The following is a 25,345-nucleotide window of genomic DNA, read 5'->3' as shown; positions in this document are numbered from 1 at the left end:
CGCATGGGCGGGGAGACACAGCCAGGAAGCGGTTCGCGGCAACGCATCGACAAGTGGCTGTTCTTCACGCGCATGGTGAAATCGCGCTCGCTGGCACAAAGCCACATTCAATCCGGACATGTCAGGATCAACGGCGAGCGCGCCCTCCAGCCGAGCCAAATGGTCAAAGCCGGCGACAAGATCGAGCTGGCTCTCGAGCGGCGCGATATTGTCCTTGTCGTCAGGTCGGGCGGCGAGCGGCGTGGTCCTTACGAGGAAGCTCGGCTGCTTTATGAGGACCTGACGCCTCCGCCCGACGAGACAAAACGCCTCACCCCTTATGAGCAGGCAATGCGGGCCACAGGGGCGGGACGACCCACCAAAAAGGAACGTCGTGCAATCGACAAGCTGATGTCGGACGAGGATTAGAAAACTCTATCCGAACTGCCGGGTTTTGCGATTTCTTTATTCTTGAAATCCTCAGGCAAAGCCGGTACGTCACAATCAACTTGCCGGATAGCATGAATGCCTCTCAAGCATCTCACTGCTTCCTTTCCGGTTGGGGAAAGGCGCGACGTTCCAGGTTGCCCGGCCCCATTGTATGGAAGTCCTGGAGTTCTTCATGACCTATGTCGTGACCGACAATTGCATTCGCTGCAAATATACCGACTGCGTGGAAGTCTGCCCCGTCGATTGCTTCTATGAGGGTGAAAACTTCCTCGTCATTCACCCTGACGAATGCATAGACTGTGGCGTTTGCGAACCGGAATGTCCCGCCGAGGCAATCAAGCCTGATACGGAGCCGGGCCTCGACAAGTGGCTCAAGGTCAACGCCGAGTATGCGAGCATCTGGCCGAACATTACGGTCAAGAAGGACGCCATGCCCGAAGCGAAGGAAATGGACGGCGAGACCGGCAAGTTCGAGAAGTACTTCTCTGAGAAGCCCGGATCGGGTGACTGATCCTTCATTCTCGCTACTAGGGCCTGAAACCGGGTTCAGTGAGCCAAAAAACGCCTGAAGTGTGTCCGCCGCATATGGGTGTCATGTGTTGCGCGCATGACTCAGGCGCAGTAAATTATTGATTTCCTCATATTTTTGTGATAGCTTTCGGACACTGATCCATTTGCGGCATGAAGCATGCCCAAACCACCACGAAAGCAAAACAAATCCAAAAACGCGGTTTCCGTGACATATCAACGCCTTGAGCCGTGAGGTTCCAAGCTTGTGCGCATGGATATGTTTGCTTTTATCCGGTGGGACCAGAAGTAAGTCACCCGACGGATCTGACCGTCTCACCCGGGCCTGACTGACCCGGCTCCGGCTGCAGCCGGAAGCGTAACAGGGAGTGTTTGAATAGAATGACGACCCAGCAGAAAAAACCTTCTTCCGCACGTCACGGCTTCAAGACCGGTGAATCGATCGTGTACCCCGCACATGGCGTCGGTACCATCAGCGCTATCGAAGAGCAAGAAGTAGCAGGCATGAAGCTTGAACTTTTCGTTATCGATTTCGAGAAGGACAAGATGCGCCTTAAAGTGCCGGTCGCCAAGGCCATGAGCATCGGCATGCGTAAGCTCTCCGAAACCGATTTTGTCGAGCGTGCATTGAAGGTTGTGCAGGGCAAGGCGCGCGTTAAGCGTACCATGTGGTCCCGTCGCGCGCAGGAATATGATGCAAAGATCAATTCCGGCGACCTCATTTCCATCGCTGAAGTTGTCCGCGATCTTTATCGCGCCGAGAACCAGCCGGAGCAGTCCTATTCCGAACGCCAGCTTTATGAAGCTGCGCTTGACCGCATGGCACGCGAAATTGCTGCGGTGAACAAGATGTCGGAAACGGAAGCTGTCCGCCTCGTAGAGACCAATCTCAACAAGGGGCCGAAGCGCGGCAAGGCGATCGAAGAAGACGAATCTCAGGACGAAGCTGCATAAGCTCCCTGTTTTTCCTGCAAAAAAACCCGGCCTTGTGCCGGGTTTTTTTTGGAACTTTTTCTCTGCTGGCACGTTTCAACAATGTAGCTGCGGACCGCGTCGGGAACTGACATCACCCTCGAACGCTCGCATATCTGTAAACGTTCGATGAGGAGCGGATCATGCTTTCCACGTTCTGCCTAGCGGGCAACTTGAGGAACTTGATCCCACCCCGCTGTACTACCGGCGCATAACCCTAAGCTAGGGCCCCATCTGGAAACGTCCAGAGTTCGGGGCCTTTATACGTTCAAGACATGAATTTGGTCTGGGCAGCGATGTCCGGAAGCAAGAATTCTTTGCCCTTTTTTGGCGTCACGCCTGAATTCAGGAGACCGATATGAAGAACATGTCTGCAGACCGGCGCATGATTAAAATCGCCATGGCGGCTCCCTACCTTGCTCGCGAAGAGGAACACGATCTCGCAATCCGCTGGAAGAACAATGATGACCGCGGCGCTCGCAATCAGATCGCCATGGCCCACATGCGCCTTGTTATCTCGATGGCAGGAAAGTTCCGCAACTTCGGTCTGCCTATGAGCGACCTCGTGCAGGAAGGTTACGTCGGTCTGCTGGAGGCGGCTGCGCGCTTCGAGCCCGAGCGTGACGTCCGCTTCTCTACCTACGCAAGCTGGTGGATCCGTGCCTCGATCCAGGACTATATCCTTCGCAATTGGTCGATCGTTCGCGGCGGTACGAGTTCGGCGCAGAAGGCCCTGTTCTTCAATCTTCGCCGCCTGCGCGCCAAGCTCGCCAGAGGCGACACGCAGCTGACACTTCAATCCATTCATCAAGAAATCGCAGCAGCACTCGGCGTCAGCCTTTCCGACGTCCAAACGATGGATGCCAGGCTCTCGAGCAACGACGCTTCGCTTCAGGCCCCATCGGTCTCCGGCGATGCGGATAGTGCCGAGAAGATGGACTTCCTCGTCAGCGACGAGCCTCTGCCGGATGAGCAAGTATCGAACATGATCGACGGCGAGCGCCGGCGCAACTGGCTCGCTTCTGCTTTGAAGCACCTCAATGAGCGGGAGATGAAGATCATCAGCGCTCGGAGGCTTGCTGAAGATGGCGCGACGCTCGAGGAACTCGGCGCAGATCTCGGCATCTCCAAGGAACGCGTTCGGCAGATCGAGAGCCGGGCGATGGAAAAACTACGCAGCGCACTCGTGAGCGCAGACCCCTACATGGCCGCATCGGCCTGAACGAGCTTACTCCCCCAGCGATGGACTTGGCCCGGTGAAAGCCGGGCCTCTTTTTATTCCGCAATAATCTTGACGCGATCGCCGGGAGAAACTGAGGCGCCGGTCGGCAGCGCATTGATAAGCTTGAACAGATCGAGCTTTCGATCCGTACCCATCATCCGTGCAGCAAGCGTCGTGATGTTTTCGCCCGGCCGCACTTTGACCACCCTGACGCGCAACGGCTTCAACGATGCCGTCTCTTCCGGGGTCATGCGACGGAAGCTTGCTCGCAATACGTCCGCCGTCTGCTGCAGAGCGGCACTACCTTTCGGCACGGCTGTCAGGAACCGGAAAATCTGAGCATTGTTACGGATCACCGTGACGTCGAAGTCCCAGCGATCTGCGCTCGCCCGCGCCGTGGCAGCCTCCATTCCATTGATCGTGGTCTGCTGAATGGTGGAGGGATCGAGGCCAGTAACCCACCCGCTCGAGATATAGTTCGTGAGGCTCTGGTTCTGATTGTCGGCCACGCCGTCAAAACGGATCGCAACATCGCCGGGCCCAGTCGCCATGACCGCCTCGACCTTGTTGTCGATCTTGAAATCAGGCGGCACGTCGAAGCGAATGCCAAGCCCGCCGTGCAGGAAGGTCTGCCCGCGCACATAGCCTTCCTCAGGGCTGTCGCCGTATAGCAAGCCGTCGATGCCGTCGAGATAATAGTCCCTGCCCGTATCGCCGACCTTGCCCTCCTGACCGAAGGCTCGCGCATGATCGCGCGCCAGTTCGATGCGCTGGGCGGAATTCGGATGGCTGGATAGGAAGTCGAGGCTCTGGTCCGCCTCGGGGTCGACAGACATGAAGCGGCTGTAGGCGGCCATGGAGTCCAGGAACCGCGCGGCGGCGTAGGGATCATACCCTGCTTCCCCGAGCATCCGGACGCCGATAACGTCGGCCTGCAATTCCTGCTGTCGCGAGAAAGCTGCCAATCGCAGCTTGCCGCGCGCCAGCGCCTGCTTGCCGGCAATATCGCTCGACAACACCTCGGCTACGACGCGGCTGGCGATGACTTCTGCCTCCTCGCGCTTCTGCCGTTCGATGCCATGGTTTGCCGTGACGTGACCCATCTCGTGCGAGAGAACCGCGGCAACCTCAGATGCATCTTTGGCGAGCGCCAGCAAGCCACGCGTCACGTAGAGATAGCCCCCGGGCAGGGCAAACGCGTTGATGGCCGGGGAGTTCAGGATGGTGATGCGGTAGGATTGGCTCGGATTCTCGGAGACAGCGGTCAGCGCCCCCGCGATACGGGCAACCAGACGCTCGGTCTTCGCATCCTTATACTCACCGCCATAGCTCGCCACGATGCGCGGATGCTCGCGCGCACCCATGGCGGCACGCGGATCATTCTTCTGCACCTCGTCGACAATCTGCGGATTAGAGGACGGCGCAACACTTGGCTGATAGGATTGCTCAAGAATGGATTGGCAACCATATAGCGCCATGCTTGTCGCACAGACGACCGAGGCTCGCCGTACCAGACGGCACGCCGACGAGAGCACATCACTGGAAGGCGCGGGGAATTTCCACGTCGGCATACTGTCCAGTCTGGCTCTCCAGGTCATCTTGCTTGTCGACCGGTTCGCTTCCGCGACCCGGTCGGTCTCATGGTGATTCAACAGGCGTCCGTCCCCGTCCTTGCACTGCACAATCGGGGACACAAGTCTTTGCTGTAACTGATTTCCGCATCGGTTGCATAGCGAGACTCTAAGTAAATGTGGCGCCGTTGTATTTTAGCAAGCCTAACGTGCTTTTGAGTTTCCTCGGTCGCCTCAAATTATGGCGAAAGTGCCGTTGCAACCGCCAGATTCGTTAACTGCGGAGAAATTGCGTCAATCCGGGATGATCCTGGCGGCCAATAAATTCATCGATTGGGGCGGCTACCGCGATCCTGCCGTTCTCAATGAAAAGACCAAAGTCTGCGATGCGTTTGACTTCGTCCGGATCGTGCGACACGACGACGACGGTATTGCTCGTCTCGCGATGCATGTCGAGCAGCAACGCCGCCATTCCATTTCGCAAGCCGGGGTCAAGCGCTGCAAAAGGCTCGTCCAGCAGGAGCACCGGCCGGTTGCGAACTAGCGCACGTGCAAAGGCCACCCGCTGCCGTTCCCCGCCGGAAAGCGTTCCCGGCATTCGTCGTTCAAACCCGCGGAGCCCGACCTTTTCAAGCGAAGACGTGATCGATTGGCGGTCGGCAGTCGTGAGCTTCATCGACGGGTTGATGCCAAGGCCGATGTTGGTAAAGACATCGAGATGCGCGAACAGATTGTTGTCCTGAAAGACGAGAGAGACGGCCCGCCGGGCCGGGTACTCGCTGGTCACATCCTTCCCCGCGATCAAGATCTGCCCTCGCTCAGCCACATCAAAGCCAGCCAGAAGATTGAGGAAGGTTGACTTGCCGGCACCGGACGCGCCCGTCACAGCAATCACAGCACCGACAGGAAGCCGGCAATCGAACTGAAACTCCTGCACGCCAAGTTGGAGACCGACGTCGCGCATCTCGACCGAGAACCGCGGCTCAACCATGGAAAGCCACCTCTCGCCGCGCTGGCCCCATGGTGCCGGCGATTGTGAGCAGCAGGCAGAGGATGCCAAGGATCAGCGCTAGACCATCCGCATCGTTCGTCCGGTAACTCCCCATGCGGCTATAAACGAGCCAAGGCAACGTGACGAAACTGTCCGAGCCGAACAACGCGACGGCGCCAAGATCGCCGAGCGACAGCGCCATCGCAAACGAAAATGCCGTGAGCACTGGTTTAATCAGGGCTGGCATATCGATCAGGCGCAGCCGCATCCAGCCCGAGACACCAAGACTCGCCGCAAGTTTCTGCGTTCGGCGCTTGTGGACGATGAAAGCCGGCTCGAGGACACGCATCACAAAGGGCAGGGACATCAAAGCGTTGATCGCGACAATCAGCAGCGGAGCCACGGCGCTGGCGTCACCGAAGCTTCTCAGCGCTAGAAACCAGCCCGTCGCCAGGACGATCGGCGGCACGAGCAATACCAACGATGATGCGCCACCCATGGCGGCAAAGAACGCTCCTGCGCCTGAGATCCCTGAACGCCGGAGAAGCGCCGCCCGGCGCGCACCCACCAGCATCATCGAGATAAGTAAGGCGATAGTGGCCGCAGAGATCGAGATGGCAAGACTGGTCGCAGCCGACTGCCAGAAAATGGGTTCACTGAGCAGCTTCATGAGATTGGACCGAAGGCCAGCCAGAAGCACCGACATCAGAGGTAAACCAAGGAACAGAGCGGCGAACAGCAGGATGCTTCCATCCACGAGCCGCGCTCCCAACAGCCTACCATCCGGGCGCCTGATCGCCTTTCCGACAGTCATCCCTTCATCCCCGGACGCAGGAAGACATGACAGCGCCCCAAGGACGACCGATGTAAGGGCGATCTGCAGCAGGGAAAGCGTGACGGCCCGGCCCGGATCAAAATCAAAACGCAGCGACTGATATATGGCAACCTCGACGGTCGTTGCGGCCGGCCCGCCACCCAGTGTCAGCACCAGTGTGAAGCTCGTGGCGCAGAGCATGAAGATCAGGCCGGCTATCCCAGGAATGACCGAGCGCAGAACCCGCCATTCGATGAAACGGAAAATCGAACCGCGCCGCATGCCGAGACCACTCGCCATCAGCCAGTATTCCGCTGGCACCCGCTCCAATGCCGCCAGCATCAGGCGGCAAGCCAGCGGCATGTTGAAGAAGACATGCGCCAACAGGATCCCGGAAAGCCCGTAGATGCTGATCGGTTCCGCTATGCCGAGCTTGAGCAGCAGCGCGTTCGTAAGGCCCTGCCGCCCCCAGATGCCGATCAACCCCAGCGCCCCGATTAGGACAGGAAGCCCCATCGGCACGGCCATCAGTCGAATGATCCAGATGCGACCGGGGAAATGCTGCTGACGCGCCAAGGCCTGCGCGACCGGAATGGCACAAGCGATCGAGAGCAGCGTCGAGAGCAAGGCCTGCAACAAGGTGAAACGCAGGACCTGCAGGATATAGGGTTCAAGCACCGCCGTCAGGATGGAGGAAACATCGCTCGAAAGGAGCAAGGCGAAGACTGCAAAGCCGACGAAAAGGGCAATGCCGGCGAGACTCAAAGCCCCACCCAGCACCGCCCGTCGCATCTCAGCCTCGGTCAAAAGCATCAATTCATGCTCATGGCGGCCAGCCACTCATCGACGAAGGCCTTGCGCTTCTCAGCGACTTCATCCGAGCTCATCAGAAAGGTCTTTGATGGATTTACAAGCTTGCCGAACGCATCCGGCAGCGGCTGCGACGTCGCCGAAACCGGCATCATCCAGTTGTTGGTCGGAATCGTATCCTGGAAGCCCGGCGTCACCATGAATTTCAGGAACTCGCGTGCAAGCCCCTTGTCCGGCGCATTCTTCAGCAGGCCCGCCACCTCGATCTGGATGTAGTGGCCCTCTGAAAACGCAGCCGCCTGATAGCGGTCGGTATTTTCCGCGACCATGTGATAGGCAGGCGAGGTCGTGTAGGAGAGCACCATCGGCGCCTCGCCCTTGGTGAAGAGCCCATAGGCTTCCGACCAGCCGGGGGTCACCGTCAGCACCCGCTTCTTGAGTTTTGCCCAGGCCTCAGGCGCCTTATCGCCGTAGACCGACTTCATCCACAGCAAGAGGCCTAGCCCAGGCGTCGAGGTGCGCGGATCCTCAATAACGATCTTTTGCGAAGGATCGCCTTCGACCAGGTCCTTCATGCTTTTCGGAGGATTTTTGATCGTCTGCGTGTCGTAGATGACGGCGAAGTGGCCATAATCATAAGGCACAAATATCTCATCCTTGTAGTTTCCCGGCACCTTGAGCGCACTGACGTCGACACCGCTCGCATCGAAGAGGCCGGTCGCCTTCGCTTCCGTGGTCAGGTTCGTATCCAGACCGAGCACGACATCCGCCTTCGTCGCAGCGCCCTCAAGTTTCAGACGCGATAACAACGCCACGCCATCGGCTACGCTCACGAACTTGACGCTGCAGCCGCAGGTCTTCTCGAATGCTTCCTTGACCTTCGGTCCCGGACCCCATTCGGATGTGAAGCTCTCATAGGTGTAGACTGTGAGCGTATTGTCTGCCGCCTGTGCGCCCTGGCCGGCCAAGCCGATGGTCGCGACAAAGATCGTGGCAAGCAACGAACGGCTCGTGAAGTTGAATTTGAACATGGCACCTCTCCTCTGGTTTGCTTGAAGGGGAAAAGGGCGGTGCCAGATGTCACGCGTCTAATCCCTCCGCCGGTGTTAGCCGGATCAGGTTCCGCGGGTTGGCTTTGAGCCTCTCAGCCGCGCGCCTGATGGCACGGGGCACCCCGTTAGAGCGTTTGAGATGTATCGCCACGCTTGGCGTCTTGCAAGGGGCGGCCTTGCGGCCGCCATCGGCGTTTTACTCCGCGGCCTCGGCGTTGGCGGCCGGCCGCACCTCAACGACACGAGGCAACTGTGTTGGTTTCAGCATCAAGGCAGCGGAAAGGCCAATCAGAGCGATTACGCAGGATGCCATGAAAAGCGGTATGAACGCACTGCCATAGGCTTCGGCAACGGCTTGACGCGCCTGCTCCGGCAAAGCTGCCAGCATCTTTGGAGTGAGTTGCTCGATGTCGGTTACTCCCGGAATGGAAACGCCCGTTTTGCCGAGTTGCGAGCCGACGATCGCGCCGTAAATGGAGATGGCGATCGATGCTCCGCCCATACGCGACAGCGTCACCGATCCCGTTGCGGCGCCGACGTCGCGCGCCGGGGCAGCATTCTGGACGCCGATGACCGGAACCTGTTGTGCAAGACCGACACCGAAGCCGTGGAGGGCCATCACCGCCCCGATCAGCAGGACCGGTGTTCCGACATGAACCCGCGTCAGCAGCACAAACGCAATGGCGCTGCAGGTCAGGCTTGCGATGGCGAACGGCTTGTAGCGACCAGTGATGGAGATGATGCGGCCTGCCGAGAGTGACCCGCAAACGATGCCGCCGGTCAGAAGAATAAAGAACGCTCCAGCCGCCGACGGCGAAAGACCGGTCGTCGTTTGTAGGAACAACGCGAAATAATTGACCATCCCAATTCCAATCGCGCCGCTCATGATCGACATGATGAGCAACAGGCTGAACGTCGAATTGTGAAATAGAGACAGGGGAACAATCGGCTCTGCAGCGCGGCGCTCGACGAAAATCCAACCGATGGCCGCAGCTACGCCGAGCGTCATGATGGCCAGGTTTTGCGGAGCAAACAGCGAGCCGAAGACCTGAGCGCCGTCGGCGGCCAGAACGATGCTTGCCGTCGTCAAGGCGAGCAGCAGGGCGCCAGCGTAATCGATCTTCGGGCGGCGGTTTGGTTTCCGGTAAGGTAGCATCAAAGCCAGGCCGACAAGGACGACGAAACCGATCGGAACGTTGACAAGGAAGATCGAGCGCCAGCCGAAGAGATCGCTCATTGCGCCGCCAAGGACAGGCCCGATGGCGCCCGATGCCATCAGCACGAGGCTGGAATAGCTCTGGTACCGCGCCCGTTCCCGCGGCTCGAACAGGTCCGCGTTGACGGCAAAGATCGACACCATGATACCGCCGCCGCCAAGTCCCTGCAGCACGCGGGCAGCAATCAGCGTATTCATCGATACAGCCAGTCCGCAGACGGCCGAGCCGACGGTGAAGATCATGATCGCGGCCATCATCACATATTTGCGGCCGAAGAGATCGCCGAGCTTGCCGTAGAGAGGCATCACGGCGCTTACGGCGAGAAGATAGGCTGAGCCGACCCAACTGAACCGCTCGAGGTGGCCGAACTCGCCAACGATCGTCGGCAGAGCCGTTGCGACGATCTGATTGTCGAGCGTCGCCATGAACATAGCGGCCATCAGGAAAAGGAAGAGAATGAACCGCCGGCGATGATCCGTCACAAGCGGCGCAGCGGCAATTTGAGTGTCCATAAAGCGTCGTTCCAAATGATGAGTTGATCTTGTTATGTGCTATCAGCATATAATTGTCAATGTCATGCGCTTGACTTCGGCATATTCTCAATCGACGCGTGGCGTGTTATGGTTTCGGAATGAATGAGAGCCTGATGAAACTGAACGACCCTGACGCGAACGAAGACGCCGGCATTTTGCGCATTGGTCAAAGTATGACCCGCATGCGCCTGATGACCGGACGTCGGTTGATCGGGCGGCTCGCCATCCAAACCGTGGCGCCCGGTCTTGAGCTATCGCACCTTGACGTACTGGACGCAGTACGACGCGCTCAGGAAAGCGGCGACGTGACGGTCGGGACGATTGCCGAGATGATGCGGATCGACCCGTCGCGCGCAAGCCGCATCGTCGCAGAGATGGTGGGGCGGAACATCCTGCGGCGAAAGGCATCTCAGGCAGATGCGCGGCGGATTATCGTCGTGATGACGCCACTCGGACAGAGGTTGCTGTCGGAAATACGTGCGCAGAAGCTCTCATTCGTTTCCGAGGTGGTCAAAGACTGGAAACCCGAAGAGATCGAGGCGTTCGGAGAACTGTTCGAGAAGTTCATTTCCGGCTTCGAGAGTGTTTTTGAGGCACGCGTCAAGGATATCGCAGACGAAGCCTGAGCGACGGCCCTTTCCCTTCCCCCCTGCTTTGCGCTATGGGCAGTGCCCATGAGCCAATCCACCTTCACCATTCTGCTTGGCGGCGAGCTGCAGATAACCGATCGCCTGCGAAATGCCGTCTCTGGCAGCCGTTTCATCGCCGCCGACGGTGGTATGCGTCACGCAGCAGCACTCGGCGTCATCCCAGAGCTGTGGGTCGGTGATTTCGACTCGACGCCCCCAGATCTCGAGGGTGCCTTTCCCGACGTGCCCAGGCAACCTTATCCCGCTGCGAAGGCATCCACCGATGGCGAGATTGCGGTTGCGGAAGCGATCGCCCGCGGCGCGAAACGTCTTGTATTGGCCGGCGCCCTTGCGGGCGAGCGTTCCGACCATGCCATCCAGCACCTGCTCTATGCCGTCAGCCTGGCAGAGCAGGGTTACGATATGCTCCTGACATCCGGCGGCGAGGAGGCCGTGCCGCTGATTTCAGGCGCAGTCGAACTGGACCTGCCGCCTGACAGTCTGTTTTCTGTTCCCGGCTTTAGCGAGCTTCGCGGCCTGACAATCGAGAACGCGCGCTACCCACTTGCCGATTTCCATTTGCCCTTCGGCTCGTCACGCACCATTTCCAATGTCGCGAAAGGCAAGGTGCGCCTTTCGCTCGAGAGCGGCCGCGCCATTGTGCTCGCGCGCCCCTACGATCTTTCCGGAGTCTGATCTTTGGCGCCCCCCATCCTGAAACTCGACGACGTCTTTCTCAGCTTCGGCGGCACGCCGTTGCTCGCCGGTGCCGCGCTGCAGGTCGAGCCCGGGGACAAGATCTGCCTCGTCGGCCGCAACGGCTCCGGAAAGTCGACGTTGCTGAAGATCGCTGCCGGACTCGTCGAAGCGCAGTCGGGAGAGGTGTTCCGCCATCCTTCGTCAACCGTGCGTTATCTCGAACAGGCGCCCGATTTTGCCAGCTTCAAGACCGTGCAGGCTTATGCCGAGGCCGGCCTCGGCCCGGGCGACGATCACTACCGTGTCACCTATCTGCTCTCGCATCTCGGCCTCACCGGCGAGGAGGATCCCAAAAACCTGTCAGGCGGCGAAGCGCGTCGTGCAGCGCTCGCGCGTGTGCTTGCGCCGGAGCCCGACATCCTCCTCCTCGACGAACCGACCAACCATCTCGACCTGCCGACCATCGAATGGCTGGAAGGCGAACTCCAGAAGAGCCGTAGTGCGCTCGTCCTGATCTCCCACGACCGGCGCTTCCTCGAGAAGGTTTCAACGGCAACTGTCTGGCTCGACCGCGGCACCTCGCGACGGCTCGACAGGGGCTTCGCTCATTTTGAAGCCTGGCGAGACCAAGTGTTGGAAGCGGAAGAGCTTGAGCAGCATAAGCTCGGCAAGGCAATCGAGCGCGAAGAGCATTGGCTACGCTACGGCGTCACGGCCCGGCGCAAGCGCAACATGCGCCGCCTTGGTGAGTTGCAGACGATGCGTTCGCAATATCGTGGCCACAAAGGCCCACAGGGCACCGTGCAGGCTACGGTTTCGGACGCGCAGGAGTCCGGCAAGCTCGTCATCGAGGCCGAGAAGATCACGAAGACCTTCGGCGACCGGCCGATTGTTACCCCCTTCTCCATTCGCGTACATCGCGGTGATTGCATCGGTCTCGTTGGCCCGAACGGCGCCGGCAAAACCACGCTGCTGAAGATGCTGACCGGCCAGCTGGCGCCGGATAGCGGCACCGTCAAGCTCGGAACCAATCTGGAGATCGCGACGCTCGATCAGAAGCGCGAGGACCTCAATCCGGAAGAGACGCTCGCCCATTACCTGACGGATGGCCGCGGCGAGAACCTCCTCGTCAACGGCGAGCAGCGGCACGTGACCGGTTATATGAAGGAATTCCTGTTCCAGCCGGAACAGGCCCGCACGCCGATCAGGAGCCTTTCGGGCGGCGAGCGCGCGCGGCTGATGCTCGCCCGCATCATGTCGCGCCCGGCGAACCTATTAATCCTCGACGAGCCGACCAACGACCTTGATATCGAGACGCTAGATCTGCTGCAGGAAATCGTCGCGGGCTTCCCCGGCACCGTGATCCTCGTCAGCCACGACCGCGACTTCCTAGACCGCACGGTGACCTCGACCATTGCACCTGCTGTGCCGGATGCGCCGGACGGTCGCTGGATTGAATATGCAGGCGGCTACTCGGACATGCTCGCGCAACGAAAAGGCGCCATCGAAGAGCGAAGAAAGGCCGAAAAGGCGGCGGAGCGAGCGAAGCCCCAGGAAACAGCAGCCTCCTCCGAGACGGCAAAAGCAAAGGGCAAACTTTCCTTCAAACAAAAGTTCGCACTCGAGAATCTTCCGAAGGAAATGGCCAAGGCAGAGGCCGAGATTGCGAAACGCGAGGAGCGCATGGCCGACCCCAGCCTGTTCACCAGGGATCCCACAACCTTCAACCAGCTTGCGGCGGAGATGGAGAAGCTCCGTGGCAGCCTGACGAAGATGGAAGAGGAATGGCTGGAGCTCGAGATGCTTCGGGAGGAATTGGAGGGCTGAGCCTTCGCGCCCCTTCGACCTGATCGCACTGTATCTGCGTAACTTGATTTTCACGTTTCATTGATTCGTCAGTCCGCGATTGGCAAGATTAAGCTTGCCTATCCGCAACTTGCACGAGGCAAGGAAGCACATCATGCCATACATTCTCAAGACATCGACCGCGCTCATCTGGGCCGCGGGTTTCCTAACTATTGCATCGCACTTAGCGCTTGCGCAGGAAGCGCAGCGCGTGCGTGGAGCCATTGAGAGCCTGAACGGCAACACGCTGGTGGTAAAGACGCGAGAAGGCACCGAGCAAACGGTGACATTGAAGCCGGATTGGAAGGTCCGCGGCATCAAGAAAGCTTCCGTCGAAGACATCAAGCAGGGCGATTTCGTTGGCGTTGCGTCGCTGCCGAGAGCCGACGGCGGCGACGGCGCTCTTGAAGTGCTGATCTTCCCGGCCGCAATGAAGGGCACCGGCGAAGGCAGTCGCCCCTGGGACCTGAAGCCAAACAGCACGATGACCAACGCCACCGTCGCGAAGGCCGTCAAGGCAGTCGATGGCCATACCATCACGCTCACCTATCAGGGCAAGGAAAAGACGATATCCATCGCCGATGATACACCGATTGTCACCTTCGCTCCGGCTGACAAGGCCGACCTCGTCGCCGGCGCGCGTGTGATCGTGATGGGTCAGAAGGCACCTGACGGGACAGTGTCCGCCACAAACGTAACGGTCGGCACAAACGGCGTCGTCCCGCCGATGTAGGTCGTCAGACGACGGGCGCGGGCGCGTTTGCTGCTTTTGTCACCACCTTCGCCTCCGGCTTCGCGTGCAAAGCCTCCAGATGCAGCACACGAGGCTTGAAGGTCTCGACGTATGTGTCTGACCGGCCGATATAGATCATCGCCGCCTCCGGCATGGACGCAAGAACCTCCATCATTGTGGACTGCCATTCCGGCTCCATGCCTTCCAGCACTTCATCGAAGACAATCCACTTCGGGCGTACAAGAAGCAAGCGCGCGAAGCCTATAGCCCGCTGCTCATCGGAATCGAGCAGCTTGTCCCAGCGGGCTCGCGTATCAAGTCGGGAAACCAGATTGTGAAGGCCGGCCCTCTCCAATGCCACCACGACGTCGGCATTCTGATAAGTCTCCACGGGCTCCGGAAACGCTAGCGCTTCGCGAAGCGTGCCGCCCGGGATGTAGGCCGACTGCGGGACGAACAGCATGTCATCCGCGGGCGGCAGGCCGATCTTGCCGCCACCGCAGGGCCAGAGTTCGGAAAGCGCAAGGAAAAGCAGCTTGCGGTTCACGTTGTGATCGCCGTTGATCATGATCTTCTCACCGGCCTTGATCGTCACCGCGCCTTCCTGGATACGGAAGCCACCGCACTGGTCGATCTCTTCGCCGATCTTGGCGGCGATCCGGACATGATCGAGCGTCAGAGTTCCGGGAGGATTCCGCTCGTACTTGATCGTGCCCCTCATGTTGATCTCGTCGTTCATGCTGGTAAGAGCCTGACGAAAATCGGTGACACGCATCAGCGTGGCACGCCATTCGGCAATGGGACCGAAGTTCGCGACATACCAGCGAAGGGCGGTGTTGACCTGGTTGAAGGCGCCGACCGACACCATCAACTGCCCGAACGTCAATCCGCCAGAGAAATAGGCCGGTGCTGCGACGATGATCGGGATAACAACGACGAGCCAGCCGTAACCGGCCGATACCCAGGTCAGATTGACATTGGCCATCGCTACCCGCTTGATAACGGTGAGCACCGCACTGATGTCGGTATTGATACGCTTCTGCTCGTTTTCTTCCCCTCGAGCGACGGTGATAGCCGGCATGTTCTCGTTGGCATGCATCAACGCGAAGCGCAGTTCCGCCTCCTTCGAGAAGCGATCCGCGTTCAGCTTTACAAGCTTGCGACCCACCAGCTGGCTGAGAATGGATGCGGATGCCGCGTAGAAAATGGCTGCCCAGACCATATAACCTGGAATGGAAAAGGAATGCGCGCCGAAACGGAAGACAAAGCCGCTGGACAGGTCCCATAGCACGCCGATGAAACTGATGAGCAGGATCGTCGCTTGCACCAGCCCGATCATGAGGCTTGTGGTGCTTTCAGCGAGGTTGCGCGCATCCTCATGCAGACGCTGATCGGGATTGACGCCGATCAGGCCGCTGGCCGAGAGACGGAGAGCACGCTTGCGCTGAAGCCACTGGCTGACTAGGTCCCGCGTCAGGCCCTCGCGCATGTAGACTGCGGTCATCTGATTGAGCCAGGCCTGCACGACGTTGAGCAGCAGCAGAATGCCCGCAATCACCGCGAAGACCTTCAACTGATGGAAAAACCCAGGCAGATCTCGTCGAGCGATGCTGTCGTAAAACGGGGCGTTCCACTGGTTGAGGATCACGGTCGCATAGGCAGTGGCGAGAATGATGCCAATCAGCGCCGGCGCGATCACCAGCACCTTTCCTCGCACCGGTGAATGCCAGAAAGCCGAGAACATCACCTTCAAGCGATAGCCCAGGCTCAGGTCGTACCCTACTCTGTCCTGCCCTTGAATGCTTGGCCTGCCTTCGAGGTCATCTGCCATTACGCGTCCCTAGCCGTCATTCTATTTCAATAACCATGGTGACTCCCCGTGTCCACCAACAGATTCTAGCAGTCATTAACGCGGCAGTGACTTCACATCGACCCATCCATTCGTTTAGGCAATTGATTCGCTGAAGGACTAGCGCTATTTAAAACGCTCCGTGGTGATTTGGCCGGCCGGCTTGCAGCCACGTTAAAGAAGTTGCTAAAGGGCCGCGTGCGGACCGATAGCGATGTATTCGTTGTTTTGATCGAGTGACCGCAATGCCCATCAAGATCCCCGATACCTTGCCTGCGTTCGAAACCCTGGTTCAGGAAGGCGTGCGCGTGATGACCGAGACGGTGGCGATCCGTCAGGACATCCGGCCGCTGCAGATCGGCCTGCTCAACCTCATGCCGAACAAGATCAAGACGGAGTTGCAGATGGCTCGCCTGGTCGGCGCCTCTCCGCTGCAGGTCGAGCTTTCGCTCATTCGCGTCGGTAATCACAAAGCAAAAAACACCTCGGAAGACCATCTTCTCGCCTTCTATCAGACGTGGGAGGAAGTGAAGCACCGCAAGTTCGATGGCTTCATCACTACCGGCGCGCCCATCGAGACGCTGCCCTACGAGGATGTGAACTATTGGGGCGAAATGCAGCAGATTTTCGACTGGACGGAAACCAATGTCCATTCATCGATGAACGTCTGCTGGGGTGCGATGGCCGCCATCTATCACTTCCACGGTGTTCCTAAGTACGAACTCAAGGAGAAGGCTTTCGGCGTTTACCGCCACCGGAACTTGAAGCCATCGTCGGTCTACTTGAACGGTTTCTCGGACAATTTCGAGGTTCCCGTTTCGCGTTGGACCGAGGTTCGCCGCGACGATATCGAGAAGTCGGAGAACCTGGAGATCCTGATGGAATCCAGCGAGATGGGCGTCTGCCTCGTGCATGAGCGGAAGGGCAAGCGGCTCTACATGTTCAATCACGTGGAGTATGATTCAACGTCCCTGTCCGACGAGTATTTTCGCGACGTGAATGCCGGCGTGCCGATCAAGATGCCGCACAACTATTTCCCGCATAACGATCCCTCGCTGACGCCGCAGAACCGCTGGCGCAGCCACGCTCATCTGTTGTTTGGCAACTGGATCAACGAGATCTACCAAACCACCCCTTACGATCTCAACGATATCGGCAAGGACGCCTAAAGCGTGCCGGCGTTAGCACAACGCTGAAGAAGTGCGGGCAAACTGAAAGTATTACTTTTTTGCGGCACACCCGTTGCGGTTTGCGGCAAATGGGGGCACGTTCCTGCCTCACTTGAAGGTATATCAGGACAGTCGCTATGGCGGAAATGTTGAAACGGGAAGTTTTCGGGCAGACCAAATCGGACGAAACCGTCCATCGCGTTGAGATCAAAGGCGGTGGGTTGACGGCCAAGGTTCTAACCTGGGGCGCCGTTATTCAGGATCTCCGCCTCGACGGCCACGAGGCGCCCCTCGTGCTCGGCTTCGACGACTTCGACAGCTACCCGACTCACTCCTCCTATTTTGGTGCGACACCAGGCCGCTGCGCGAACCGCATCGGTGGCGGCAAATTCACCTTGGACGGCGTGAAGTATCAGCTCGATCTCAACGAGAAGGGCGTGACGCATCTTCATGGCGGCAACGGCAATATCGCTCAGCAAAACTGGACAATCGTCGAGCATGACGTCGACCGTGTCGTCCTGAAGATCGTCGATGTGGACGGGCGCGCCGGCTACCCCGGCAATTGCACCATCCAGGCCACGTACCGGGTCCATGGCGACGGCGAACTGTCCGTCATCTACGAAACGATCAGCGACCAGCCTACGATCGCCAATGTTTGCCAACACACCTACTTCAACCTCGACGGCCGTGACGATGCACTCGGCCACGACATCATGATCGCGGCTGACGGCTATCTCGTCACTGATGAGCTGCAGGTTCCGACGGGAGAAATCCGATCCGTTGCCGGAACCGTCTTCGACTTCCGCGAGATGTCCCCGATGAAGCGATTCGACGGCAGTGAGCAGGCGCTCTACGATCATAATTTCTGCCTCTCCCAGGATAGAACGGCGAAGCGGTCTGTCGCGCTCGCCCGCAGCCTGAATTCAGGCGTTTCGCTGGAGGTGCGCACGACGGAGCCCGGCGTGCAGTTCTATGCCGCCTTCAAACTCGATGTGACCGTTCCCGGCCTTGATGGGCGCAAATACGGCCCCTTCGCCGGCTTCTGCCTGGAAACGCAAGTCTGGCCGGATGCAATCAACCATCGGGGGTTCCCCAACGCTGTTTTGCGCCCTGGCGAAGTGTTGCGTCAGGAAACGGACTATATTTTCTCGAAGAGCTAACGCGCGCTCCCTGCCCGACCAAAGAAAACCCTCACAGGCCGCCTGCGAGGGTTTTTTCTTTTCCAGCTGATTTTCGATCTTGTGATTGGTTCTAAATAGGTTCTATTATGGCGACATGGATAGAACCAGTCTGATGGCGGAACTGAAGAGCCGTGGCCTGCGCGACGAAGCGCTGACCGGACCGCTCTACAAGCGGCTGGGGCAGGCCCTGACCGGCCTCATTCAGGAAGGATTGTTGAAGCCTGGAACGGCCCTGCCTGGCGAGCGTGATCTGGCTGAAGCGTTGAAGGTGGGGCGCGTGACCGTTCGGACCGCCTATCGCGACTTGATGAATTCAGGCGTGCTCGAGTCGCGACACGGAAGCGGCACATTCGTCTCCAGCAAAGTCGAGCGCATGGAGCAGTCGCTATGGCGACTTTCCTCGTTCTCCGCGGACATGCGCTCACGCGGACGCGCGCCGGCCGCAAGGATCTTGTCGCGGACGGTCAATACGCCATCTCCTGAAGAAGCGTTCCTGCTTGGCCTAGGGCTCGACGAACCCGTCCTTCGGCTTGATCGTCTGCGCCTTGCCGACGGGCTGCCGCTGGCCATCGAACGCGCCGTCGTGCCGATAAAATTCCTTGGTGAAAATGGTGGCGGCGAGGGGTCCCTTTACGAAGCGCTTACGGCAAGCGGTCACCGCCCCGTTCGAGCGCTGCAGAGGCTGACGGCGGTCACTCTCGATCCGTCGTCGGCCGCTGCACTGCACGTGAATGCCGGTGCGCCAGCGTTGCTGATCGAACGTGTGTCGCGCTTGGAAGACCAGCGTGTCGTCGAATACACCCGCTCCCACTATCGTGGTGATGCATATGATTTTGTCGCGGAATTAAGAATTGGAGATGACTTATGAGTGAAACCCATTCGCTGATGTTGCGAGAAGCCGGCCAATCGCCGGAGGTCGTCGCAACACTGCTCCAGAACGAAAAGCCTGCCTTTGACGCAATTGCGAAGCTGTTTGCATCGGGCGCCCCGAGCGTCGTGACCACAGCAGCGCGCGGATCTTCGGACCACGCCGCGACGTTCTTCAAATACCTGTTCGAGATCACCTGCGGCGTGCCGGTCGCTTCGATCGGTCCGTCGATCGCATCAGTCTACGGCGCGTCTCTGCATCTGAAGGGCGGCATTCACTTCACGGTGTCGCAATCCGGAGCAAGCCCCGACATCATCGCTTTGCAAGAGGCTGCGAAGCATGGCGGCGCAACGACCATCGCCGTCGTTAACGTCACCGACAGCCCACTCGCCAAGCAGGCCGATATTGTGCTCGGCCTCAACGCAGGCCCGGAAAAGAGCGTAGCGGCGACCAAGTCCTTCATCGCCTCGGTCGCCGCCCTTTCCGGCGTCACCGCCGCCATCAGCGGCAAGCGCGATCTGCACGCCTCGCTGGAAAAGCTGCCGGACGCCCTTGAGGCGACCAACGGAATCGATACGAAGGCAGCCGAGGACATTTTATTTGAGGCAAGTTCGCTCTATACGGCGGGTCGTGGTCCCGCCTTCGCTGTTGCGCTCGAAGCGGCACTGAAAGCCAAGGAAACGGCCGGTTTGCATGCGGAAGCCTTCTCGCTTGCCGAACTGATGCATGGTCCGATGCGGCTTGTGCAACCGGGCTTCCCGATTGTCGCCTTTACGCCTGACGATCCGGCATTTGCCAACAACGTCCAGGCGCTTGAGCGGCTACGCAAGCTCGGCGCGACGACCGTGCCGTTCTCCGGCCAGCCGGTCTCCGGTACCAATCTGCAGGTACCGACGACGGGAAGTGGCCTGCTCGACCCGCTCGTTTCGCTGCTGGTCTACTACCGCCTGATCGAGTCGGTAACGCGCCGCAAGGGCTTCGACCCGGACAAGCCGGCCAACCTGCTCAAGGTCACGGAGACGATGTGATGGTTCGCAAGATCTTCTCCGGCGCGCGGATCTTCGACGGTCAGCGCTTTCACGACGACAAAGCGCTCATCATCTCGGGCGGACGCGTCGAGGCCATTGCAGCGGCAGGTGAACTGCCGGAAGGCGATCACATACGCTTCGACGGTGGTGTGCTTTCCGCAGGCTTCATTGACGCACAGGTGAATGGCGGTGGCGGCAGGATGCTCAACGACGAGCCGTCGCCCGCCTCCATGTACATGATTGCCGACGGCCATCGACCTTACGGAACGACCGCTCTGCTACCGACGCTGATCACCGATACGGCGGATGCAACGGCGGCAGCGATCGAAGCGGCCAAGGAAGCCGTCAAGACGAACCGCGGCGTCGCGGGCCTCCACCTCGAAGGTCCACACCTGGCACCGGCGCGCAAGGGAGCCCATCTTGCCGAGCTTATGCGGCCGGTCGAAGAAAAGGACGTGAAAGCCTTCATTTCGGCCAAGGAGGCTATCGGCACCCTGTTGGTAACAATGGCTGCTGAACAAGTCACCGCGAAGCAGGTGCGCGAACTCAGCGAAGCCGGCGTCACCATCAGCATCGGCCATTCCGATTGTTCCAGCGAAGCAGCAGAGACGCGCTTTGATGCCGGCGCGCGCGGCGTCACCCATCTTTTCAACGCCATGAGCCAACTCGGCCACCGAGCGCCGGGCCTCGTCGGCGCGGCGATCGATCATCCTTCGGTTTGGTGCGGCATCATCGCCGATGGCCATCATGTCGATCCGAAGGCGCTTCGGACTGCTCTTCGCGCAAAGCGCGGCGAAGGCAAACTCTTCTTCGTCACCGACGCGATGTCGCTGGTTGGCTCCGAGAAGGACTCCTTTACACTGAACGGCCGTACCGTCCGGCGCGAACGCGGCGGCTTTTGTTCAAAACTGGTCCTATCGGATGGCACGCTTGCCGGTTCCGACGTCGATATGGCGTCCACCATCCGCTATGGCGTGACCTATCTCGAACTGACACTCGCGGAAGCGCTTCGCATGGCGACGCTTTACCCGGCGCGCTTCCTCAACCTTGAAGGCTACGGCCACCTTTCGCCCGGCGCCCGGGCCGATCTGGTGCACCTGACCGACGCCCTGGAGGTTACGCGGACCTTCATCAGCGGCGAAACAGCCTAGAACTCGAGGACATGATGACAGCGATCACCGATGCCTATTTTTCCAACCTGATCGGCCGGCTCGAAACCTTGAAGACCGGTCTCGCTGGGCCAATGGCCTTGGCGGCCGATGCGATCCTGGACGCTGCACGCAACGACAAGCGCGTCTTTGTATTCGGCACCGGCCACTCGCATATGCTGGCGGAAGAGGTGCACTACCGCGCAGGCGGGCTTGCTTTCACCGTTCCGATTCTTGTCGGCTCCGCGATGCTGCACGAGGGCGCGGTAATCAGTTCCGTTTACGAGCGAACAGAAGGATTGGTGCGACCCGTGTTGGAGCGTTATGGCATGCAGCCGGGTGACGTCATTATCATCGCGTCGAACTCAGGCGTGAATGCAGCGCCGATCGAAGCGGCCGACTACGGCCGCGAGATCGGTGCCAAGGTGATCGCGATCACCTCGGTCTCCTATTCCAGTGCCGTCGCAAACGGCCGCCGTCGCTTGGCGGACATAGCCGACGTCGTATTGGACAACGGCCTTCCTCCCGGCGATGCGGTGATTGAGCTGCCCGGTACGGAGCTGAAGGTCGGCCCAGTTTCGACCGCCATTGGTGCAACGGTCCTCAACGCGATCTTGGCTGAGGTGGCCTCGGAATTGGCGAAAGAGGGCGACGCACCGATTTATCTCAGCGCCAACATGCCCGGTGCCAAGGCGGTGAACGAGCAACTGGTAAAGAAGTATCGGCCCCGCAATCCTCACCTCTAGGTCCATCTGACGCCCGATTGTCAACACCACACCGACAGTCGGTCGTCAAAGTTCAATCTACCGCGCCGGAGCGATGAGGCGCATAATTCGTTCAACAACCACGGCGAGTCCATGTCCCGCCGGCTTTGAAAGGAACGATCCGATGGCCGAGATCACCTTGAATTCAGCGGTCGCCATCCACATTGCGGCCGCCTTCATGACAACAGCGACAGCCGCCCTTCGCGGCGAAAACCGCGCTCTGCAGAGGGTACCAGTCTGGGCTAAGGCAAGACGCCACCCAAAGGGCTGAAAGACAGCCAAATAATTCCTCAAATCGGCCCCAATATCGACACCGGCTTGAACGACGAATGCCTCGTGGGGAATTTGGAGTGCAGGGCAATGACCAGAATTATCGGCGCGGCCGCAATGTTGACCATCGTTATGGCGGCCTATGCGGCATACTTGAATCCGTACGATACGCGCAGCCAGCAAGGCCGCTATTCGCAGCAGGTCGAGAGCCACGATAACGGCCTTACGGCGTCCATCCGCTAAACGAACAACTGCCCACCATTGGCGCTAAGCGTCGATCCGGTGATGAAGCCTGCGTCGTCGGAAACCAGGAAGACGACGCAGCGCGCGACTTCCTCAGGTTCTCCGAGACGACCCACCGGAATCTGCGGGATGATCCGTTCGTTCAGCACTTTTTCCGGAACCGCGAGAACCATCTCCGTGCCGATATAGCCGGGGCATATGGCGTTCACGGTGATGTTCTTGGCGGCACCCTCCTGCGCAAGCGCCTTGGTGAACCCGAGGTCACCAGCCTTAGCAGCCGAGTAATTCGCCTGCCCCATCTGCCCCTTCTGGCCATTGATCGAGGAGATGTTGACGATCCGCCCGTAGCTTCGGTCGCGCATCCCACCCCAGACCTGATGCGTCATGTTGAAAAGACCGGTGAGGTTGGTGTTGACGACCTCGTGCCACTGCTGCGGTGTCATCTTGTGGAACATTGCGTCCCGGGTAATGCCGGCGTTGTTGACTAGGACATCGACTGGACCCAGTTGCGCCTCGACCTTCGCGATACCCTCGCCGCATGATGCATAGTCGGAAACATCCCATTTGAAGACGGGAATGCCTGTTTCGCCATGAAAGGCGTTCGCCTTTTCATCATTGCCGGCATAGTTGGCGGCAACTGTATAGCCTGCATTCTTCAGTGCGACGGAAATCGCGGCGCCAATACCGCGCGTACCACCAGTGACAACAGCCACTCTGCTCATGTTCCGCTCCCTCATTTGAAGGCCCCGCTATTTCGCGGGGTTCAGGTTATAGTTGGACTGCCTGCTATTCAAAGAGCTTCAAAACACATTGCGACACCCATGCCGCCACCGATGCAAAGAGTCGCCAGTCCCTTTTTCGCGCCACGACGCTTCATCTCGAAGAGAAGCGTGTTGAGCACCCGCGCACCCGATGCGCCGATCGGATGGCCGATCGCGATCGCACCGCCGTTGACGTTGACGATCGACGGATCCCAGCCGAGGTCCTTGTTGACCGCACAGGCTTGGGCGGCGAAGGCCTCATTCGCTTCGACGAGATCGAGATCACCAACGGACCAACCGGCTTTTTCCAGCGCCTTGCGCGATGCCGGGATGGGGCCGGTCCCCATGACCTGCGGATCAACGCCTGCGGTTGCCCAGGAGACGATGCGGACGAGCGGCTGGATGCCACGACGAGCGGCTTCGGCTTCGGTCATCAGGACAGCTGCGGCGGCGCCATCATTGAGGCCGGAGGCATTCGCCGCGGTAACCGTGCCCTCCTTGTCGAAGGCCGGACGCAGCTTGGCCATCGAGTCCAGCGTCGCGCCGTGCCGGATGTACTCGTCGGCATCGACAGTCACGTCGCCCTTTCGTGTCTGGATGACGTAGGGAATGATTTCATCCGCGAACCGGCCGGCCTTCTGCGCGGCTTCCGCCTTGTTCTGCGACGCGACGGCAAATCGGTCCTGCTCGTCGCGGGAGAGCTGCCATTGGCGCGCAATGTTCTCGGCAGTAATGCCCATGTGGTAGCCGTAGAAAGCGTCCGTCAGGCCATCCTTGATCATGGTGTCGACCATTTTCATGTCGCCCATTTTGACGCCGCCGCGAAGATGCGCGGCATGTGGCGCCATCGACATCGACTCTTGGCCGCCGGCGACGATGATCTTTGCATCGCCGAGGGCGATTTGCTGCATGCCGAGCGCGACGGCGCGAAGACCCGAACCGCAGAGCTGGTTGACACCCCAGGCGGTCGCTTCCTTCGGAATACCCGCCTTCATCGCCGCCTGGCGGGCCGGGTTCTGACCTTCGCCTGCCGGGAGAACCTGACCGAGAATGACCTCATCGACTTCCCCGGCGTCGACACCTGCACGCTCCAATGCGCCCTTGACCGCAGCCGCGCCCAATTCGTGGGCCGGGACAGTCGCGAAGGCGCCATTAAATGAGCCAACGGCAGTGCGGCCTGCACTAGCGATGACGATGGATGAACTCGACATGACAATCTCCTCGTTAACTCCACCAGATTAGAGGAAACTGACAAAGCTTCATCGCCGAGTCAAACGACAAGACTGCGTCATTCAATTTTAGGGATCACTTACGCTGAAGCAAATTATCTCTGCTGTAAAAGGGCTTGCCGCATCGCACAAAGAGATTGTCACCGGGCTTCGTTTGCGTCTACATTCCTAGGTGGAGGAATTTCCATAACAATCAGACGGGCTTCGGGAGACTGATATGGCGAAGAATGACGGGCAGATCGTAATCAAGAAATACGCCAATCGCCGCCTCTACAACACAGGCACCAGCACTTACGTGACACTGGAAGACCTGGCGGAGATGGTGAAGAAGGGCGAGGATTTTACGGTCCAGGATGCGAAAAGCGGCGACGATATTACCCACTCCGTACTGACGCAGATCATTTTTGAGCAAGAATCCAAGACGGGCAACACGCTGCTGCCGATCTCCTTCCTTCGCCAGCTGATCACCTACTATGGTGACCAGATGCAGATGGTCGTTCCAAGCTTCCTGGAACATTCCATGCGCGCCTTTACCGAGCAGCAGTCTCAGATGCGCGAGCAGGTTACGCGCGCCTTCGGCGAAACGCCGATGGGCAAGAATCTGCAACTGCCGATGCAGATGGTCGAAGATCAGGTCCGCCGCAATACCGAGATGTTCCAGCAGGCCATGCAGATGTTCTCGCCGTTCATGACCCCACCGGCCAAGGAAAGCCGTAAGGCGGAAGCAAAGGACATCGACGAGCTGAAAGAACAGCTGCGCGCGCTTCAGAACAAACTCGATAATCTCTAA

The 25,345-nt window shown here is 59.3% G+C and carries 25 protein-coding genes and 2 riboswitches; of the genes, 17 read left to right on the top strand and 8 right to left on the bottom strand.

The features are described 5' to 3' along the window. Positions 1–3: 3 nt before the first annotated feature. From FHT77_RS10940 to FHT77_RS10925, 4 genes are all read left to right on the top strand, one after another. On the top strand, positions 4–408 hold the full coding sequence (locus FHT77_RS10940; protein ID WP_183755087.1) for an RNA-binding S4 domain-containing protein: 405 nt from the start codon (positions 4–6) through the stop codon (positions 406–408). Between the two features lie 193 nt (positions 409–601). After that, positions 602–940, top strand: coding sequence for a ferredoxin FdxA (fdxA, locus tag FHT77_RS10935; RefSeq protein WP_016556720.1), 339 nt, complete (start codon positions 602–604; stop codon positions 938–940). A 398-nt stretch (positions 941–1,338) separates the two neighbouring features. Continuing rightward, on the top strand, positions 1,339–1,911 hold the full coding sequence (locus FHT77_RS10930) for a CarD family transcriptional regulator (protein ID WP_007528356.1): 573 nt from the start codon (positions 1,339–1,341) through the stop codon (positions 1,909–1,911). A 376-nt stretch (positions 1,912–2,287) separates the two neighbouring features. Beyond that, positions 2,288–3,151 carry an RNA polymerase factor sigma-32 gene (locus tag FHT77_RS10925; RefSeq protein ID WP_007528357.1) on the top strand — a complete coding sequence of 288 codons (864 nt, stop codon included), beginning with the start codon at positions 2,288–2,290 and terminating at the stop codon, positions 3,149–3,151. A 53-nt stretch (positions 3,152–3,204) separates the two neighbouring features. Here FHT77_RS10925 and FHT77_RS10920 read toward each other — a convergent pair whose 3' ends face one another. The 5 genes from FHT77_RS10920 to FHT77_RS10900 all read right to left on the bottom strand — a co-directional run bounded on the left by FHT77_RS10920 (position 3,205) and on the right by FHT77_RS10900 (position 10,118). Beyond that, a complete protein-coding gene (locus tag FHT77_RS10920) occupies positions 3,205–4,749 on the bottom strand; it encodes a M48 family metalloprotease (RefSeq protein ID WP_114714290.1) in 1,545 nt (514 codons plus the stop codon). Positions 4,750–4,996: 247 nt separating this feature from the next. After that, a complete protein-coding gene (locus FHT77_RS10915; protein ID WP_183755086.1) occupies positions 4,997–5,713 on the bottom strand; it encodes an ATP-binding cassette domain-containing protein in 717 nt (238 codons plus the stop codon). Further along, positions 5,706–7,340, bottom strand: a complete 1,635-nt coding sequence (thiP, locus tag FHT77_RS10910; protein WP_183755085.1) for a thiamine/thiamine pyrophosphate ABC transporter permease ThiP — start codon at positions 7,338–7,340, stop codon at positions 5,706–5,708. The genes FHT77_RS10915 and thiP overlap by 8 nt, the downstream gene beginning before the upstream one ends. Continuing rightward, positions 7,340–8,368, bottom strand: coding sequence for a thiamine ABC transporter substrate binding subunit (gene thiB / locus FHT77_RS10905; RefSeq protein WP_183755084.1), 1,029 nt, complete (start codon positions 8,366–8,368; stop codon positions 7,340–7,342). The genes thiP and thiB overlap by 1 nt, the downstream gene beginning before the upstream one ends. 44 nt (positions 8,369–8,412) lie before the next feature. After that, positions 8,413–8,524: riboswitch (TPP riboswitch) on the bottom strand. A gap of 61 nt (positions 8,525–8,585) precedes the next feature. After that, complete coding sequence (locus FHT77_RS10900) at positions 8,586–10,118, bottom strand: MDR family MFS transporter (RefSeq protein ID WP_183755083.1); 1,533 nt, start codon at positions 10,116–10,118, stop codon at positions 8,586–8,588. A gap of 119 nt (positions 10,119–10,237) precedes the next feature. Here FHT77_RS10900 and FHT77_RS10895 point away from each other — a divergent pair, with 119 nt between their 5' ends. The 4 genes from FHT77_RS10895 (at position 10,238) to FHT77_RS10880 (ending at position 14,045) form a co-directional block, all read left to right on the top strand. After that, a complete protein-coding gene (locus FHT77_RS10895; protein ID WP_183755082.1) occupies positions 10,238–10,765 on the top strand; it encodes a MarR family winged helix-turn-helix transcriptional regulator in 528 nt (175 codons plus the stop codon). 48 nt (positions 10,766–10,813) lie between these two features. After that, positions 10,814–11,464 (top strand): thiamine diphosphokinase, encoded by a 651-nt coding sequence (locus FHT77_RS10890; RefSeq protein ID WP_183755081.1) that lies wholly within the window; start codon positions 10,814–10,816, stop codon positions 11,462–11,464. 3 nt (positions 11,465–11,467) lie between these two features. Continuing rightward, positions 11,468–13,294 carry an ABC-F family ATP-binding cassette domain-containing protein gene (locus FHT77_RS10885; RefSeq protein ID WP_183755080.1) on the top strand — a complete coding sequence of 609 codons (1,827 nt, stop codon included), beginning with the start codon at positions 11,468–11,470 and terminating at the stop codon, positions 13,292–13,294. A 133-nt stretch (positions 13,295–13,427) separates the two neighbouring features. Continuing rightward, positions 13,428–14,045 (top strand): DUF5666 domain-containing protein, encoded by a 618-nt coding sequence (locus FHT77_RS10880; protein WP_183755079.1) that lies wholly within the window; start codon positions 13,428–13,430, stop codon positions 14,043–14,045. A gap of 4 nt (positions 14,046–14,049) precedes the next feature. Here FHT77_RS10880 and FHT77_RS10875 read toward each other — a convergent pair whose 3' ends face one another. Next, entirely contained in the window at positions 14,050–15,876 is a 1,827-nt protein-coding gene (locus tag FHT77_RS10875) for an ABC transporter ATP-binding protein/permease (RefSeq protein WP_183755078.1), read from the bottom strand. 150 nt (positions 15,877–16,026) lie between these two features. Beyond that, a riboswitch (SAM riboswitch) is annotated at positions 16,027–16,104 on the top strand. A 35-nt stretch (positions 16,105–16,139) separates the two neighbouring features. Here FHT77_RS10875 and metA point away from each other — a divergent pair. The 8 genes from metA to FHT77_RS10835 all read left to right on the top strand — a co-directional run bounded on the left by metA (position 16,140) and on the right by FHT77_RS10835 (position 22,565). Beyond that, the gene (metA, locus tag FHT77_RS10870) at positions 16,140–17,063 is read left to right on the top strand and encodes a homoserine O-succinyltransferase (RefSeq protein WP_183755077.1); all 924 of its coding nucleotides are present in this window, start codon (positions 16,140–16,142) and stop codon (positions 17,061–17,063) included. Positions 17,064–17,200: 137 nt separating this feature from the next. After that, positions 17,201–18,223: an aldose epimerase family protein gene (locus FHT77_RS10865; RefSeq protein ID WP_183755076.1), complete on the top strand. Its 1,023-nt coding sequence runs from the start codon at positions 17,201–17,203 to the stop codon at positions 18,221–18,223. A 115-nt stretch (positions 18,224–18,338) separates the two neighbouring features. Next, the gene (locus tag FHT77_RS10860; RefSeq protein WP_040675493.1) at positions 18,339–19,112 is read left to right on the top strand and encodes a GntR family transcriptional regulator; all 774 of its coding nucleotides are present in this window, start codon (positions 18,339–18,341) and stop codon (positions 19,110–19,112) included. Further along, positions 19,109–20,140 carry an SIS domain-containing protein gene (locus tag FHT77_RS10855; protein WP_183755075.1) on the top strand — a complete coding sequence of 344 codons (1,032 nt, stop codon included), beginning with the start codon at positions 19,109–19,111 and terminating at the stop codon, positions 20,138–20,140. The genes FHT77_RS10860 and FHT77_RS10855 overlap by 4 nt, the downstream gene beginning before the upstream one ends. After that, on the top strand, positions 20,140–21,291 hold the full coding sequence (gene nagA / locus FHT77_RS10850) for an N-acetylglucosamine-6-phosphate deacetylase (protein ID WP_183755074.1): 1,152 nt from the start codon (positions 20,140–20,142) through the stop codon (positions 21,289–21,291). Before FHT77_RS10855 ends, nagA begins: the two co-directional genes overlap by 1 nt. Before the next feature lie 14 nt (positions 21,292–21,305). Beyond that, positions 21,306–22,034 (top strand): SIS domain-containing protein, encoded by a 729-nt coding sequence (locus tag FHT77_RS10845; RefSeq protein ID WP_183755073.1) that lies wholly within the window; start codon positions 21,306–21,308, stop codon positions 22,032–22,034. 142 nt (positions 22,035–22,176) lie between these two features. After that, positions 22,177–22,323, top strand: coding sequence for a hypothetical protein (locus FHT77_RS10840; protein WP_183755072.1), 147 nt, complete (start codon positions 22,177–22,179; stop codon positions 22,321–22,323). An 89-nt stretch (positions 22,324–22,412) separates the two neighbouring features. Continuing rightward, a complete protein-coding gene (locus FHT77_RS10835) occupies positions 22,413–22,565 on the top strand; it encodes a hypothetical protein (protein ID WP_183755071.1) in 153 nt (50 codons plus the stop codon). On the opposite strand, the gene FHT77_RS10830 is transcribed toward FHT77_RS10835, so the two are convergent. Both FHT77_RS10830 and FHT77_RS10825 read right to left on the bottom strand, forming a co-directional pair. After that, positions 22,562–23,287 (bottom strand): beta-ketoacyl-ACP reductase, encoded by a 726-nt coding sequence (locus FHT77_RS10830; protein WP_183755070.1) that lies wholly within the window; start codon positions 23,285–23,287, stop codon positions 22,562–22,564. The two genes, FHT77_RS10835 and FHT77_RS10830, sit on opposite strands and share 4 nt — an antisense overlap. Before the next feature lie 68 nt (positions 23,288–23,355). Continuing rightward, a complete protein-coding gene (locus tag FHT77_RS10825) occupies positions 23,356–24,537 on the bottom strand; it encodes an acetyl-CoA C-acetyltransferase (protein WP_183755068.1) in 1,182 nt (393 codons plus the stop codon). 235 nt (positions 24,538–24,772) lie between these two features. Between FHT77_RS10825 and phaR the strand changes: the two genes are divergently transcribed. Next, positions 24,773–25,345 (top strand): polyhydroxyalkanoate synthesis repressor PhaR, encoded by a 573-nt coding sequence (gene phaR, locus FHT77_RS10820; RefSeq protein WP_016556740.1) that lies wholly within the window; start codon positions 24,773–24,775, stop codon positions 25,343–25,345.

It is taken from the genome of Rhizobium sp. BK181 (genome assembly GCF_014193305.1).
GTDB lineage: Bacteria > Pseudomonadota > Alphaproteobacteria > Rhizobiales > Rhizobiaceae > Rhizobium.
This window is presented reverse-complemented; position numbering and strand designations above follow the sequence as displayed.

Excerpts from the sequence above, each read along its gene's own strand:
- FHT77_RS10940 (WP_183755087.1), top strand. The coding sequence starts at position 4 with ATGGGCGGGGAGACACAGCCAGGAAGCGGTTCGCGGCAACGCATCGAC.
- fdxA (WP_016556720.1), top strand. The coding sequence starts at position 602 with ATGACCTATGTCGTGACCGACAATTGCATTCGCTGCAAATATACCGAC.
- FHT77_RS10930 (WP_007528356.1), top strand. The coding sequence starts at position 1,339 with ATGACGACCCAGCAGAAAAAACCTTCTTCCGCACGTCACGGCTTCAAG.
- FHT77_RS10925 (WP_007528357.1), top strand. The coding sequence starts at position 2,288 with ATGAAGAACATGTCTGCAGACCGGCGCATGATTAAAATCGCCATGGCG.
- FHT77_RS10920 (WP_114714290.1), bottom strand. The coding sequence starts at position 4,749 with ATGACCTGGAGAGCCAGACTGGACAGTATGCCGACGTGGAAATTCCCC.
- FHT77_RS10915 (WP_183755086.1), bottom strand. The coding sequence starts at position 5,713 with ATGGTTGAGCCGCGGTTCTCGGTCGAGATGCGCGACGTCGGTCTCCAA.
- thiP (WP_183755085.1), bottom strand. The coding sequence starts at position 7,340 with ATGCTTTTGACCGAGGCTGAGATGCGACGGGCGGTGCTGGGTGGGGCT.
- thiB (WP_183755084.1), bottom strand. The coding sequence starts at position 8,368 with ATGTTCAAATTCAACTTCACGAGCCGTTCGTTGCTTGCCACGATCTTT.
- FHT77_RS10900 (WP_183755083.1), bottom strand. The coding sequence starts at position 10,118 with ATGGACACTCAAATTGCCGCTGCGCCGCTTGTGACGGATCATCGCCGG.
- FHT77_RS10895 (WP_183755082.1), top strand. The coding sequence starts at position 10,238 with ATGAATGAGAGCCTGATGAAACTGAACGACCCTGACGCGAACGAAGAC.
- FHT77_RS10890 (WP_183755081.1), top strand. The coding sequence starts at position 10,814 with ATGAGCCAATCCACCTTCACCATTCTGCTTGGCGGCGAGCTGCAGATA.
- FHT77_RS10880 (WP_183755079.1), top strand. The coding sequence starts at position 13,428 with ATGCCATACATTCTCAAGACATCGACCGCGCTCATCTGGGCCGCGGGT.
- FHT77_RS10875 (WP_183755078.1), bottom strand. The coding sequence starts at position 15,876 with ATGGCAGATGACCTCGAAGGCAGGCCAAGCATTCAAGGGCAGGACAGA.
- metA (WP_183755077.1), top strand. The coding sequence starts at position 16,140 with ATGCCCATCAAGATCCCCGATACCTTGCCTGCGTTCGAAACCCTGGTT.
- FHT77_RS10865 (WP_183755076.1), top strand. The coding sequence starts at position 17,201 with ATGGCGGAAATGTTGAAACGGGAAGTTTTCGGGCAGACCAAATCGGAC.
- FHT77_RS10860 (WP_040675493.1), top strand. The coding sequence starts at position 18,339 with ATGGATAGAACCAGTCTGATGGCGGAACTGAAGAGCCGTGGCCTGCGC.
- FHT77_RS10855 (WP_183755075.1), top strand. The coding sequence starts at position 19,109 with ATGAGTGAAACCCATTCGCTGATGTTGCGAGAAGCCGGCCAATCGCCG.
- nagA (WP_183755074.1), top strand. The coding sequence starts at position 20,140 with ATGGTTCGCAAGATCTTCTCCGGCGCGCGGATCTTCGACGGTCAGCGC.
- FHT77_RS10845 (WP_183755073.1), top strand. The coding sequence starts at position 21,306 with ATGACAGCGATCACCGATGCCTATTTTTCCAACCTGATCGGCCGGCTC.
- FHT77_RS10840 (WP_183755072.1), top strand. The coding sequence starts at position 22,177 with ATGGCCGAGATCACCTTGAATTCAGCGGTCGCCATCCACATTGCGGCC.
- FHT77_RS10835 (WP_183755071.1), top strand. The coding sequence starts at position 22,413 with ATGACCAGAATTATCGGCGCGGCCGCAATGTTGACCATCGTTATGGCG.
- FHT77_RS10830 (WP_183755070.1), bottom strand. The coding sequence starts at position 23,287 with ATGAGCAGAGTGGCTGTTGTCACTGGTGGTACGCGCGGTATTGGCGCC.
- FHT77_RS10825 (WP_183755068.1), bottom strand. The coding sequence starts at position 24,537 with ATGTCGAGTTCATCCATCGTCATCGCTAGTGCAGGCCGCACTGCCGTT.
- phaR (WP_016556740.1), top strand. The coding sequence starts at position 24,773 with ATGGCGAAGAATGACGGGCAGATCGTAATCAAGAAATACGCCAATCGC.